Genomic DNA, 14015 nt, shown 5'->3' on the forward strand with positions numbered 1-14015 from the left:
TTATCGTTAAAACTAAATAAGATTACGGGAAAATTATGGCGCATAAAAAGAAGAACGTTCGCAAAAAGGAATGTCCAGTGTGCCAGCGCGAGTTTAGTTGGACTAAAAAGCTCGATAAAAACTGGGAGAGTATGGTGTATTGCTCAGACCAATGCCGCAGGGTAAAGACCTATGAGAATGTAGAGCATAAGAAATAAGGACTAGAGGTTTGGTTCAATATTTATAGTCTTTGTAGGGTGGGTTAGCTCAAGCGTAACCCACCGCTTTCGACTTTGTAACTTGCTAGCTCCCGTACCTTAAAACCAATTTACAAGATGACAAAAGGAAAAGTTATGGCACATAAAAAGGTAAACCTACCGCAAAAAATCTGCCCTGTCTGCCAGCGACCTTTTACCTGGCGTAAAAAGTGGGAAAAGGATTGGGACAATGTGGTTTATTGTTCTGAGCGTTGTCGGCGGGGTAAAGTGCGCGATTAACCTCGGCAAAAATTAAAAAAATATTGTTAAAATACTTTATTTCACATTTTTAAATAACTGATTAAGAGAGTTTTATGAAAACATTATCTGCAATTGTATGTAGCTCTATACTTGTTCTGTCTAGTTGTTCAGTGTACGACGGACGCTCAGAACAATACAAACAAAAGCTCATTAGTAAAAGTCTAGTCTCCGCACAGGAGCGTGATGATATTTTGGCAAAGGCGCAGGCTTTACCTGAAGTAGATAGCGATCAGCCCAGATGGTTACTGGTTAGAGAATACGATAATATCCTCATTCCAGGAAATGAGACGACCAAAAGTTATTTGAATGTGAATAGTATTATACAGCTCAAAAATGTCGCATTCGGTGATGTTAAAGAAGTCAGTCCTAACAAAAACTACACTGTGACCACTTATAGAGTATTTTGCCAAGATGGGTTTATTAGAAAGTATAAAGTCAGTAGTTACAACGAAAATAATGAGAAAAAATCTGAATTTTTATCATCGCTATCTGAAGAAGCCTATGATGAAGGTATAGCCTCTAATGATGAAAACATGGCAAAAAGCATTTGTGCCTTAGCAGGATTTTATAAGGGGATGGATCCAGACTTGCCATCGATTACAGTACCATTCAAATAGCAAAATTCATCTTCTATCGCTTGAGTGAAGTCAATGCAGATAGAGTTCGGGTAGGGTAGCGTTAGACTTTTCAAATTCTCATAGAGAATGCAGACAAGGCGTAACCCACCGATTATATATTGTGCTAAATCTAAATGGTGGGTTACGCTCCGCTAACTCACCCTACGCGACTGAAATTTAGACAAAAGAAGTAGGGTGCGCCCCGCGCACCATTTTAAATAACTTGACTGTTCATATGATATCAAATGGTTAAAGTACTTTTAATGTCTTATGGGAAAAGTTGTAACACATAAAAAAGTAAATTTACCGCAAAAAACCTGTCCCGTCTGCCAGCGCCCGTTTACGTGGCGTAAGAAGTGGGAGAAAGATTGGGAGCAGGTGATTTATTGTTCTGAGCGGTGTCGGCGGACTAAGGATAAATAAAGCAGCTAGTACGTTTGTCTTAGAATCACTATAGTCAAAACTATCATGCTAAAATAGCAAAACTAAAATTTATAACATACATTTAAGCTGGATAAATTATGAGCAATATAGCCACTATTTTAAGAGATTCACAATATAACCTTACCCAATTTAAGCAAGAACAAATTGACCAGCTTGATAGTAGAGTATTTGATAAAACACAAAAAAACGGTACTAAACCGCATGTTGAATGTTTAGTTCGTAAAAAGGATATACGACTAACACCAGAAGAAATCGTAAGACAGTTGTATCTGATGACATTAAATGAAGACTTTGGTTATCCATATGAGCGAATGCAAGTAGAGTATCCTGTAGCCTTTGGACGACAAACCAAACGAGCCGATATTGTTATTTTTGATAAAGACCATACTACCTCAGTATATATCATGGTCGAAATGAAAAAACCGAAATTAAAAGATGGTAAAGATCAGCTAAAGTCATATTGTCATGCCACTGGCGCACCAATTGGAGTATGGACTAACGGCGAATCTATCTCATTTTATAATCGTCGTGATCCTAATTATTTTAAAGATATTCCTCGTATTCCCCAAGCTCATGAGACATTGCCAGACGTTCTGACAGAACGTTGGACTATCGATACATTAATAAAAGAAGATAAGTTAGTAAATGAGCGTAAATCACTCAAAGATATTATCTTGGAGTTAGAAGATGAAGTATTAGCGAATGCAGGTGTAGATGTATTTGAAGAGCTATTTCAACTTATCTTTACTAAGTTATACGATGAGCTGGAAAGTACTCGTAATAAAATTCGTCATCTAGAGTTTCGTAACTATGGTGAGACTGAAACTCAGCTCAAAGAGAAAATCCAACAACTATTTGATAAAGCAAAAGATAAGTGGGAAGGCGTATTCAGTGCTAGTGCTAAAATTACATTAGCCCCTTCACATTTGGCTATTTGTGTTTCTTCACTTGAGCAAGTTAAACTTTTCAACTCCAATCTAGATGTTGTTGATGAAGCGTTTGAATACCTCATTAACAAGTCTAGTAAGGGTGAAAAAGGACAGTATTTTACACCACGTTATGTTATTGATATGTGTATAAAGATGCTCGATCCGAAGCCTGAAGAAACAATTATTGACACTGCAGCTGGTAGCTGCGGTTTTCCTGTACATTCTATATTTCATGTTTGGGAAAAGCAGCTTAAAGCGAGAGGCTTGGAAGCTAGTCATTTATTTACTGCCGAAGAACGTTTTCCTGAGCAGTTAGACTATGTAAAAGAAAAAGTATTTGCTATCGACTTTGATGAAAAAGCAGTGCGGGTAGCTCGTACTTTGAACTTAATCGCAGGCGATGGTCAAACCAATGTTCTTCATTTAAACACTCTAGACTATGAGCGCTGGAATGATAAAACAGAAGATGAGGACTGGAAGGATATCTACTATGAAGGCTGGAAACGTTTAAGAAAGCTATGCGCGACTAAAAATCAAAACCGAGATTTTGAATTTGATGTTTTAATGGCTAATCCTCCCTTTGCAGGAGATATTAAAGAAAGCCGTGTTCTATCAAAGTATGAGCTGGGACATAAAAAAGATGGTAAACAGCAGTCTAAAGTTGGTCGAGATATACTGTTTATAGAGCGAAATCTTGATTTTTTAAAGCCAGGTGGGCGTATGGCAGTTGTCCTACCTCAAGGACGTTTTAATAATTCAAGTGATCAGTATATTCGAGAAATAATTGCTGATCGTTGTCGTATCTTAGGGGTGGTTGGTTTGCATGGCAATGTATTTAAACCGCATACAGGAACTAAAACTAGCGTACTTTTTATACAAAAGTGGAATGACGATGAAAGCAAAGGGGCGTTATGTCCTAAGGTAGAAGACTATCCTATTTTCTTTGCTACGATGCAAGACCCTAGTAAGGATAATAGTGGTGAGAAAATATTTGTTAAAAAGTCAGACTATCCGCAAGCCGAAACGGTAGACAAGGATGCTAGTGAGGATAGAGTAGCCGAAGTTGTCAATACTTATACCAGTGGAGCAGAAAACCTAGATGAATATTTGCTAGATAATCATGGACATTTAATTGTCAAACATGACCTATTTAACCATGATGGACTGACTCAGGACGGCATCGCTGAAGCTTTTATAGAATTTGCTAAAAGGGAAAAATTATCTTTTGTGGGAAAGATTTAAGCCCTTTTGATAAAGAAAAATATGAAACTTTGTCAAAAGGGCTTTCTATAGTCGAAAAATTCTTGACTATTATTCAAGAGAATAAAGATTTTAGGTTTGATAGTTCATTTTATACGGATGAACCACTTTTAAACCCAAATATACAATATAAAAAGATAGGTGAATGCTTGGACGTTTCACAGTATGGAATATCAATAGCTATGAATGAAGAAGCAATAGGCTATCCCATATATAGAATGAATGAAATTCATAACATGCTTTGTGACTTTAGTGTTGATAAACATGCTGACGTTTCTATTGAAGAAGCTCAACCTTTTATTTTGAATGATAAAGATGTACTTTTTAATCGTACTAATTCTTTTGAATGGGTTGGTAGAACAGGTGTTTATAGAAAAAATAATACTGAAGACTTTATATTTGCATCTTATTTAGTTCGTTTTGTTCCGAAGAAAGAACTTATTAATCCTGAATATTTAGCAGCATTTTTAAGTTGCAAATATGGAGTGCAGGATGTTAGAAGACGTGCTAGGCAATCTATAAATCAAACCAACGTTAATCCTGAGGAAGTCAAAGAAATTTCTATACCTATGTTTTCTTCGAGATTACAAAGTATAGTGACAGATAACTTTGATAAAGCTCATGATTCACTATTAAAATCTGAAGAACTATATAACAAGGCTGAGAGTCTGTTAACTTCTAATTTAGGTTTAGGTAACCTAGATTTAAGTATAGAAAATAATAATATAAAATCTTTTAAATCAAGTTTTTTATCTACAGGTCGATTAGATGCAGAGTATTACCAGCCGAAATACGATGAGCTAATTAATAAGATTAAAAGATATCCATGTGAAGTATTGAGTAATTTGGTTGATATTCAAAAATCAATAGAACCTGGTTCAGATGCTTATCAAGAAAGTGGTATACCATTTTATAGAGTTTCAAACTTGACAAAATTTGGATTAACGCAGCCTGACATACATCTTGATAAGCACAAATATAGTGACATTATAAATCCTAAAAAAGACACCATTCTTTTAACCAAAGATGGCACAGTTGGGGTGGCTTATAAGGTGACTGAGAATATCAAAGGTATTACTTCAGGAGCAGTGTTGCATCTAAATATTAAGGATAAAACTAGAATTTTACCCGATTACCTTACTCTAGTTTTAAACTCTATTGTAGTGCAGTTACAAGCTGAACGAGATGCTGGTGGGTCAATCATTCAGCATTGGAAACCATCAGAAATCGAAGAAGTGGTTATTCCGCTATTAGATATTGAAATTCAGCATGAGATTGCCGAACTAGTTCAGCAAAGCTTTCAGCTTAAGTCTAAAAGCGAGCAGCTACTGGAAAATGCTAAGAGTTTAGTTGAATACGCTATTGAACATGGGGAAGATAAAGCGATGAGAGATTGTGAATTGGACTTGATCAAATAAGGTAATATAAAGTATGGCTAATGGATATGTTGAAAATGTTGAGAAATGGAAAACTTTAACAGATATTGACTATTTTACTTATTTTATCAAAGCTTGGATATCATTTAATGCTTGGTATAAAAACCAGTATACAAATATTAATAGTGACAGAGAAGCTATAAATAAAATAAAAAACGAAAGTAATACTATTAAAAACAAAGCTATAGGTCTACTGGGTTCACAAAGTGAACAAGGTGCTCTATTTGAAGCATCTTTAGCTTCCCTTCATAAAAGTTTAATGGAGCTAGCTGTTCATAATGACGGAAAAAGACTTTGCTTTTATGATTTTGTAATTGAGGTTGATAGAAACAACTTAATACAACGCTCACATGCTAGAGGGATTAGTTATTATTTAGAAGTTAAAATGGAGAGGTCGGCTGTTAAAGAGGTTAAAGCTACAGTAAGTAAAGCAGATAGAACAACAATTCTCAACTATACTGGAAGCGTCTATGATAGAAATGCTTTTGTTCTAAACAGTCAGTATTTACAACTTTCAGGTAACCAAAAAAATAAAGTCATTAACTTATTTGATTCAGCAAACCCATTTAAACCTGAAAATTTGTTAACTGATAATGAAAATGACTGTTTTAAGATAGGGGCATATAAATTTATCAGAGATGAAGAAAAAATATTTAAGTGTCTGTTAGAAGTGATATATGGACTTAGGAATGCCCTTTTCCATGGTGAGATTGTACCAAATAAAGATCATAGAAAAGTCTATGAACATGCCTATCACGTACTAAAGATACTTTTAGATAGTTTAGATTAGAGGGTGTAAACGTCTCTGAGTTAACAAGTTTAAGTTAATCATAAGAATATAGAACAACTCTGACATAGCATGGTTTTTTAGCCCCGATTATCGCGGATATCCTGAGGAGCTAGGCGAGTTGCGGTAGCTAGGTTTTGAGGTGGTCTCGAGGCAACAGGAACGACTCAAACTGTGCTACAGAAAATCATAGATTTTCTCTTGCGTCAGGGCGAAGCAGTGCTTCGCTTAATCCATCCTCACACCTAGACTGGCAGATAAAAGCAAAAAGCGGGAACGGCTATAAAAACCAATCCCGCCTCAAAAACACGCTAAAAAAATTCAACAACATCCCTACAAATTCGGATTTAACCACTTCTCAGCTGTCTTTATATCCCAATCTTTTCTTTTGGCATAATCCTCTAACTGATCTCGGCTAATCTTACCGACGTTGAAGTATTCACTATCAGGATGCGAGTAATAAAACCCACTGACCGAAGACGCCGGCCACATCGCGTAGCTCTCCGTCAAAGTCGTACCGATAGCCTCAACCGTACCCAGCCAATCAAACAGCTTGCCTTTTTCCGTATGTTCAGGACAGGCAGGATAGCCCGGGGCAGGGCGGATACCGACGTATTTTTCTTTGATCATCTCATCATTGGTTAAACTCTCGTCGGCCTGATAGCCCCAATAGTCTTTGCGGATGAGCTCATGCAAATGCTCAGCAAAGGCTTCGGCGAGGCGATCAGACAGCGCTTGTACCATGATCGCGTTATAGTCATCGCCAGCTTCCTTATACTTATCAGCCAAGTCTTCAGTGCCAACGATAGAGACGGTAAATCCGCCAATATGATCGTTAGCGGATTCTAAAGGTGAGATAAAGTCCGCTAAGCTAAAGTTAGGCTTGCCACTGGCTTTATCGCTTTGCTGACGCAGATGCTCAAAGGTATGCGTGGCTTGTCCGCCATCTTCGAGCGCTCTGTCGTACACGGTAATCGTATCGCTACTGGTGCGACGCGCAGGCATAAGTTTAAACAAGCCTTTGGCGACGATGAGCTTTTCATCGATCATCTTTTGCATCAGCTCATTCGCATTATCGAACAGATCACGCGCCGCTTCACCAACCACGTCATCTTGTAATATTTTGGGATACTTGCCAGCCAGACCCCAAGAGATAAAGAACGGCGTCCAGTCGATATAGGGCAGCAAGTCAGTGATAGGGTAGTCGTCCAATATCACCTGACCGAGTTTGTTCGGCACAGGCGGGGTATAGTTGACCCAATCATAATTAAAGCCCGCTTTTATCGATTCTACATAAGAGAGCTTGGCGGCTTTGGGTTGACGCTTCGCCAGACGTTCGCGTACTTTGATGTACTCTTCGCGGGTTTCATCGAGCAGCTCTTGACGGTTTTCTTTGGAGAGCAGTTTGGTGACCACACCGACCGCGCGCGAGGCATCAGCCACATAGATGACGCCATCGTTTTGATACTGCGGCTCCACCTTGACCGCGGTATGCGCTTTAGAGGTCGTGGCACCGCCAATCATCAACGGCAGGGTCATGCCGCGCTCTTGCATTTGCTTGGCGACATAGACCATCTCATCGAGACTTGGGGTGATCAGACCTGAGAGACCAATGATATCGACTTTCTCTTTGATGGCGGTATCGAGGATTTTCTCGCACGGTACCATGACGCCCATATCGACGATGTCATAGCCATTACAGCCAAGTACCACGCCGACGATATTTTTGCCGATGTCATGCACGTCGCCTTTGACCGTGGCCATCAGGATCTTGCCTTTGACTTCACCCTCGACCTTTTCCGCTTCGATATAGGGGTTGAGCCAAGCGACGGACTGCTTCATCACGCGCGCTGATTTGACCACTTGCGGTAAGAACATTTTGCCCGCGCCAAATAGATCGCCGACGATATTCATCCCGTCCATGAGTGGCCCTTCGATGACCTCTAGCGGTTTGGGGTATTTCTCCCACGCTTCCTTGGTGTCCGCTTCGATAAAGGTGGTAATACCTTTGACTAGGGCATGAGCGATACGCTCCTCGACTGATCCCTCACGCCAGCTCATATCGACAGTGCTGTCTTTTTTCTTGCCGCCGTCTTGGTAGTTTTCGGCGACGCTCATTAGGCGCTCGGTCGCATCTTGACCGCTTTCGCCTTGATTGCGATTGAGCATGACATCTTCGATAGCGTCGCGCGCTTCCTTCGGAATATCGTCATATAGCTCAAGCATAGCGGGGTTGACGATACCCATGGTCAGGCCATTTTGAATCGCATGATAAAGAAATACCGAGTTGATGGCTTCGCGAATCGGGTTACCTCGGAAGCTAAAGGAGACGTTAGAGACGCCGCCTGATACCATCGCATTAGGTAGGTTGTCCGTGATCCATTTTGTGGCGTTAATGAAGTCTGCGCCATAATTGTTGTGCTCGGTGATACCGGTGGCGACCGCAAAGATATTGGGGTCAAAGATAATGTCCTCAGACGGGAAACCGACCTCGTTAACGAGTACGTCATAGCTGCGCTGGCTAATCTCAGTTTTGCGCTCAAAGGTATCGGCCTGACCGTCCTCGTCGAATGCCATGACGATAACCGCGGCGCCGTAACGCATACACAGCTTAGCGCGCTCAACGAATTCTTCGTGACCTTCTTTGAGTGAGATAGAGTTGACCACCGATTTGCCTTGCGTGCGTTTAAGTCCTTCTTCGATGATGTCCCATTTCGAGGAGTCAATCATCAATGGCACGCGGCTGATATCTGGCTCACCTGAGACCAAGTTGACAAAATGTATCATCGCCTGCTTGGAGTCGAGCATACCCTCATCCATGTTGATATCGACGATTTGCGCGCCGCCCTCGACCTGATCGCGGGCGACGTCTAGTGCCTCGGTATAGGCTTCAGTCTTGATCAAGCGCAAGAATTTCTTTGAGCCTGTGACATTAGTACGCTCGCCGACGTTGACAAATAGGCTATCAGGGGTGATGTTAAACGGCTCAAGACCAGACAAACGGCAGGCAGGCGCAATCTCAGGAATAACACGCGGCGAATAATTGGCGACCATCTCAGCGATTAGGCGAATATGTTCAGGGGTGGTACCACAGCAGCCGCCAACGATGTTTAAAATACCCGCTTTAGCAAAGCCTTCGAGCAAGGCTGTCGTTTGCTCAGGAGTCTCATCATATTCACCGAACTCATTAGGCAAGCCGGCATTGGGATGGGCTGAGACGTGGACATTAGCAATATTGGAGAGCGTTTGAATATGCGGGCGCAGCGCATCGGCACCGAGTGCACAGTTAAAACCTACCGATAGTGGCTTGGCGTGACGTACTGAATTATAAAAGGCTTCTGCCGTTTGACCTGATAGGGTGCGACCTGACGCATCGGTAATGGTACCTGAGATCATAATGGGTAGCTCAAACCCAATATCATCAAAGACGCCAGTGACGGCGAATATCGCAGCTTTGGCATTTAGCGTATCGAACACAGTCTCAATCAAGATAATATCAACACCGCCTTCGATCAGTGCAAGGGTGGCTTCGCGGTAGTTGTCCACTAACTGATCAAAGGTCACGTTACGATAAGCGGGATCATTGACATCAGGTGATAGCGAACACGTGCGCGATGTTGGACCAATGACGCCTGCGACAAAGCGCGGTTTATCAGGATTCTTTGCCGTAAACCCATCAGCGGCCTCGCGCGCTATCTGAGCAGCGGTGATATTGAGCTCTGGTACGAGGTACTCCATATCATAGTCCGCCATCGATAATCGCGTACCATTAAAGCTATTGGTCTCGATAATATCAGCGCCAGCAGCGAGGTGGTCATTATGAATATCTCTGATCATCTGCGGCTGCGTCAGCACGAGCAAATCATTATTACCACGTACGTCCTGCTCAATACCAGCAAAGCGTTCGCCGCGATAATCTTCTTCCTCTAATTTATAGGTCTGAATCTGAGTGCCCATCGCCCCATCGAGCATCAAAATACGTTTTGCCATTTCAGCTTCAATGCGGGTGCGTGCCGTAAGTTGTTGTTCTTTATAAGGGAATACACTAGGCGGCGTTAATACAAAATCATCGCTAGAAGTAGTGGTTTGCTGCTTGCTATCGTTTTGAGGCGTTGTCGATGTCATAGGAGTAAGGCTTATGTTATTGATGTTATAAAGGGATAAGTGCAAAAGCGCAGAATTAAAAGTTAGCGCATTTTAACATGAAAATTGGCGTATTCGAGCAGGCGTTGCTAGCCATACCCTTCTATAAGCATTTTAAGCGGTTTACGAGAGTGAGCAAATAAAGAGCAAGTTTCTACAAAATCTGCTAATTAGGGTAAAAAACAGACATAACTTACAGGGGTATTACAAAAAGTAGCGTAAACACAGAGTGACACTTCGAACCAATATGTTAATTTACGTTTATAAGGATTTGCTTCTCATTAGTACTACTTATAAGTTTGTTGAATATGATTAAAATTTTTAATCAGGTTCTCTTAACTTTGAGAATAACTACCTTATATAGGACATACTAAGCATATAACCGTTAATAAAATAATCAGGGATACGAATATGAAACTTACTAAAATCGCTACAATCAGTACCTTAGCAGTATCGTTACTAGGATTGAGCGCCTGTAATAATATGATGGCAGCTGACTCCATGCCTATGAAAACGCCAGCGCAAAAACAAGCTATGCAAAATCAGACCATGTCAGATATGAATGTCGTTCAAATTGCGCAGAGTAATGCTGATTTTTCTATCTTAGTAGAAGCGGTGCAAGCTGCAGGTTTAGCTGGCGCACTGTCTGATACGAGCGCAAGCTATACCGTATTAGCCCCAACCAATGCTGCCTTCGCTCAAGCACTACAAGAGACTGGCATGACAAAGGCGCAACTCTTTGCAAACAAGCCATTACTGACCAAAATTCTGACTTATCATGTGATCAAGGGTAACACCCCAGTATATCAAAAGCATGTGAAGCCAGGTAACTATACTATGCTGAGCAACGACACTCTTGTCATCACGCCACAAGGTAAATTGATGGATGAGATGGGTCGTACGACGAGCATTATCAAAACAGATATCGCAGCGAGCAACGGCGTTGTACACGTTATTGACAGAGTTTTAATGCCACAATAATTACTGTATTAGGTTAAGTTAATAGCGCAGCTAAGTTGATAGCGTAGTCAGATCAATAGCCTATTAAATTGATTGTAAGCCATTACTGTAAAAGAGCTGATGTCTCGGTAGATGTCAGCGATTCATTAAACCATCCGCTTGTTTTGTTTAATCCATCCATTCATCAACACAAAGTCTAATCCATCATTTGTACGGTTACTTATCTATAAATGAGGTATGACTCAATTTTGTTTTAAAAGGAAATTTTTATGTTAAAGAAAACATTTTTATCACTAGCTATCGCGGCATCTGCAGTAACTTTAGTTGCTTGTAACGATACCGAAACCGTTGTTGAGCCAGTCGAAGAGCCAATGGTTGAAACTGAGCCGATGGTTGAGACTGAACCTATGGCAGAACCAATGGTAGAAGCCGATCCTATGGCTGACACTATGGCAACTCAAAGTATTGCTGAAATTGCAGCAGGTAATGACAATCTAACTATCTTGACTGCAGCATTACAGTCAGCTGGCTTAGATACTATGCTAATGGATGCAGGTACTTATACGGTATTTGCCCCTACTGATGATGCGTTTGCACCAGTACTTGAAAAGCTTGGCGTCACTAAAGAAGAGCTTTTAGCAAACACTGATTTGCTAAATAGCGTACTGCCTTATCACGTCCTACCTATGGTCGTTATGGCAGCTGAGATTCCATACGGTACAGATGTTACTACCGTAAATGGTGCTACTATTAATATCAGCGATGCTAACGTTATTACTGATGCAGCGGGTAACACTGCTAATATTACTGGTACTGATATTATGGCGACCAACGGCGTAGTGCATACTATCGATGCGGTACTCATGCCAGAGTAACTATTGGTTTAGATAAACGTTATTTTATACGATTACTATTTAATATGAAAAAAGCCCAGCTCTAGTAGTTGGGCTTTTTGTTGTCCATCTTTTTATAGCTTATCTTTTACATCTTTGAATGGTTTATACAACATCCACAAAAAAGCCCGAAACTTAATCTCGGGCTTTTTTTATGTTAATACGTAGAGATTACTTAAGATCTTTACGCAAGGGATCAGCTGCAACTCTTTGCTGCTCTGCTAGATGACGCTCTTCCCAATAAGTCGCGTTTTTGATACCAAATTTCTTAGGATCAAAGACGAATCTTTTAGAAGTTGTACCGCCGCCTGCTTTGAGCTGTGCTTCGTAATCGCGTAGGATATCGATAGCAGGACGTGCCACAAAGAAGATAACAATGATACCGACGATATTGAGCCAAGCCATCAAGCCAACACCAACATCACCAAGACCCCAGATGTAGCCTGAGCTGTTGAGCGCGCCGTATGCCACCATAAACATGATGATAAGCTTAACGATGAACTGACCGGCTTTACTTGCGCCTTTACCCATAGAGCGGGTGAGGTAGGAGATGTTCACTTCAGCGATGTAGTAGTATGCCAAGATAGTAGTAAAGGCAAAGAAGAATACCGCTACCGCAATGAACGTGTTACCAAAGGTGCCGTAGACTGATTCCATCGCCATTTGTGTAAACGATGGTGAGTTAATCTCAACAGTCGCCGCGACGTTTTGAACCAGGAACTGACCATCAGGTAGCTCGCCTTGGATGTTGTACATGCCAGTAGATAGAATCATAAAGGCAGTTGCAGAACAAACAAGCAGAGTATCAACGTAGACGGAGAATGCCTGTACTAAACCCTGCTGCGCTGGGTGATCGACCGCTGCTGCTGATGCAGCGTGAGGGCCTGTACCTTGACCAGCTTCATTAGAGTAAATACCACGTTTGACGCCCCAACCAATAGCGGCACCAAAACCTGCTTGCGCGGTAAAGGCATCACCAACGATAGCACCGAATACTTGTGGAATCATGCTAAAGTTTGCAAACATGATCAGTAGCGCAAGAATAATATAACCGACTGCCATAAACGGAACGGCATACTCAGTAAAGGTTGCGATACGCTTGATACCACCAAAGATGATAAAACCTAAAACCACTAGGATAATACCAAGAGCGATTAGGCGGGTTGATCCTGTTTCCATACCCATGAAGTTCATTGCTGACCCTTCACCTGCAACCTGAGCCACAGCGTTGATAACGCCGTTGGCCTGTACGCCTGGTAAGAACACACCACAAGCGATGATCGAAGCAATGGCAAACAAGATACCGTACCATTTTTGACCCAGAGCACGCTCAAAGTAATAAGCAGGACCACCGCGGTACTCGCCAGTGACCACGTCGCGCTCTTTGTAGATCTGACCTAAGGTTGACTCAACATAAGCGGTTGAGGCGCCCAAAAAGGCCACAACCCACATCCAGAACACCGCACCAGGACCACCAAAACCGATGGCAGCGGCGACCCCTGCAATGTTACCCATACCAACGCGGCCTGCCAGTGATACGGCTAGAGCCTGAAATGATGAGATACCTGCATTGTCAGGTTTGCCCTTAAATAGTAGTCTGATCATCTCCCCAAACAGGCGAACTTGAACAAAGCGCGTTAAGATAGAATAGAATAAACCTGCACCTAAGCATAAGTAAATGAGTGCCGGGCTCCAGATAATTCCGTTTGCTAGATTGACTAAACTTTCCATATTATATATTCCTAAAGCTGTCTCAATAAGCCTTGACTCAGTGAACCTGCTGTTAGCTTCAAGCAAGTCCCTAAGTGTTTTTTGTACTATTGAGAGTAGGCTATGGTTGTCTGTATTTATCTACCAAGATTAGTATCGATATTAAATAATGACATCAATATTGATATTAGACTCAGTGGTATCGACACCAAGTTGCTAACGACAAAACGAGCAACAAGACATCAATAGATAAAAAAGGGAATGTTGAAAGCAAATGCATAGTATCGCTACTAGGCATCTAATATATTTTACACTGTAATGGATACTTACATTTGCATT

The 14015-nt window shown here is 41.4% G+C and carries 11 protein-coding genes; 9 read left to right on the forward strand and 2 right to left on the reverse strand.

The genetic code is table 11. The features are described 5' to 3' along the window. Positions 1–35: 35 nt before the first annotated feature. The 7 genes from ACR64J_RS02515 (at position 36) to ACR64J_RS02545 (ending at position 5973) form a co-directional block, all read left to right on the forward strand. Positions 36–197, forward strand: a complete 162-nt coding sequence (locus ACR64J_RS02515) for a DUF2256 domain-containing protein (RefSeq protein ID WP_435950319.1) — start codon at positions 36–38, stop codon at positions 195–197. 135 nt (positions 198–332) lie between these two features. Further along, positions 333–476, forward strand: coding sequence for a DUF2256 domain-containing protein (locus tag ACR64J_RS02520; RefSeq protein WP_435950320.1), 144 nt, complete (start codon positions 333–335; stop codon positions 474–476). Positions 477–550: 74 nt separating this feature from the next. Continuing rightward, the gene (locus ACR64J_RS02525) at positions 551–1114 is read left to right on the forward strand and encodes a hypothetical protein (protein WP_435950321.1); all 564 of its coding nucleotides are present in this window, start codon (positions 551–553) and stop codon (positions 1112–1114) included. 270 nt (positions 1115–1384) lie between these two features. Beyond that, a complete protein-coding gene (locus ACR64J_RS02530; RefSeq protein ID WP_435950322.1) occupies positions 1385–1537 on the forward strand; it encodes a DUF2256 domain-containing protein in 153 nt (50 codons plus the stop codon). Positions 1538–1635: 98 nt separating this feature from the next. Then, positions 1636–3729, forward strand: coding sequence for an N-6 DNA methylase (locus ACR64J_RS02535; RefSeq protein WP_435950323.1), 2094 nt, complete (start codon positions 1636–1638; stop codon positions 3727–3729). A gap of 62 nt (positions 3730–3791) precedes the next feature. Next, complete coding sequence (locus ACR64J_RS02540) at positions 3792–5165, forward strand: restriction endonuclease subunit S (protein WP_435950324.1); 1374 nt, start codon at positions 3792–3794, stop codon at positions 5163–5165. 13 nt (positions 5166–5178) lie between these two features. After that, entirely contained in the window at positions 5179–5973 is a 795-nt protein-coding gene (locus ACR64J_RS02545) for a hypothetical protein (RefSeq protein ID WP_435950325.1), read from the forward strand. Positions 5974–6303: 330 nt separating this feature from the next. Here the strand turns inward: ACR64J_RS02545 and metH are convergent, their stop codons facing one another. Beyond that, on the reverse strand, positions 6304–10095 hold the full coding sequence (metH, locus tag ACR64J_RS02550) for a methionine synthase (RefSeq protein WP_435950326.1): 3792 nt from the start codon (positions 10093–10095) through the stop codon (positions 6304–6306). 429 nt (positions 10096–10524) lie between these two features. Here metH and ACR64J_RS02555 point away from each other — a divergent pair, with 429 nt between their 5' ends. Next, entirely contained in the window at positions 10525–11094 is a 570-nt protein-coding gene (locus ACR64J_RS02555; protein WP_317200836.1) for a fasciclin domain-containing protein, read from the forward strand. Between the two features lie 248 nt (positions 11095–11342). Continuing rightward, complete coding sequence (locus ACR64J_RS02560; RefSeq protein ID WP_435950327.1) at positions 11343–11948, forward strand: fasciclin domain-containing protein; 606 nt, start codon at positions 11343–11345, stop codon at positions 11946–11948. 189 nt (positions 11949–12137) lie between these two features. On the opposite strand, the gene ACR64J_RS02565 is transcribed toward ACR64J_RS02560, so the two are convergent. Beyond that, complete coding sequence (locus tag ACR64J_RS02565; RefSeq protein ID WP_435950328.1) at positions 12138–13697, reverse strand: alanine/glycine:cation symporter family protein; 1560 nt, start codon at positions 13695–13697, stop codon at positions 12138–12140. Positions 13698–14015 lie beyond the last annotated feature (318 nt).

The sequence above is a fragment of the Psychrobacter sp. DM8 genome (assembly GCF_051307025.1).
Lineage (GTDB): Bacteria > Pseudomonadota > Gammaproteobacteria > Pseudomonadales > Moraxellaceae > Psychrobacter.

What these genes read in the sequence shown, in the direction of transcription:
- ACR64J_RS02545 (WP_435950325.1), top strand. Translation starts at nt 5,179, where the DNA reads ATGGCTAATGGATATGTTGAAAATGTTGAGAAATGGAAAACTTTAACA.
- ACR64J_RS02515 (WP_435950319.1), top strand. Translation starts at nt 36, where the DNA reads ATGGCGCATAAAAAGAAGAACGTTCGCAAAAAGGAATGTCCAGTGTGC.
- ACR64J_RS02525 (WP_435950321.1), top strand. Translation starts at nt 551, where the DNA reads ATGAAAACATTATCTGCAATTGTATGTAGCTCTATACTTGTTCTGTCT.
- ACR64J_RS02555 (WP_317200836.1), top strand. Translation starts at nt 10,525, where the DNA reads ATGAAACTTACTAAAATCGCTACAATCAGTACCTTAGCAGTATCGTTA.
- ACR64J_RS02535 (WP_435950323.1), top strand. Translation starts at nt 1,636, where the DNA reads ATGAGCAATATAGCCACTATTTTAAGAGATTCACAATATAACCTTACC.
- ACR64J_RS02530 (WP_435950322.1), top strand. Translation starts at nt 1,385, where the DNA reads ATGGGAAAAGTTGTAACACATAAAAAAGTAAATTTACCGCAAAAAACC.
- ACR64J_RS02560 (WP_435950327.1), top strand. Translation starts at nt 11,343, where the DNA reads ATGTTAAAGAAAACATTTTTATCACTAGCTATCGCGGCATCTGCAGTA.
- ACR64J_RS02520 (WP_435950320.1), top strand. Translation starts at nt 333, where the DNA reads ATGGCACATAAAAAGGTAAACCTACCGCAAAAAATCTGCCCTGTCTGC.
- metH (WP_435950326.1), bottom strand. Translation starts at nt 10,095, where the DNA reads ATGACATCGACAACGCCTCAAAACGATAGCAAGCAGCAAACCACTACT.
- ACR64J_RS02565 (WP_435950328.1), bottom strand. Translation starts at nt 13,697, where the DNA reads ATGGAAAGTTTAGTCAATCTAGCAAACGGAATTATCTGGAGCCCGGCA.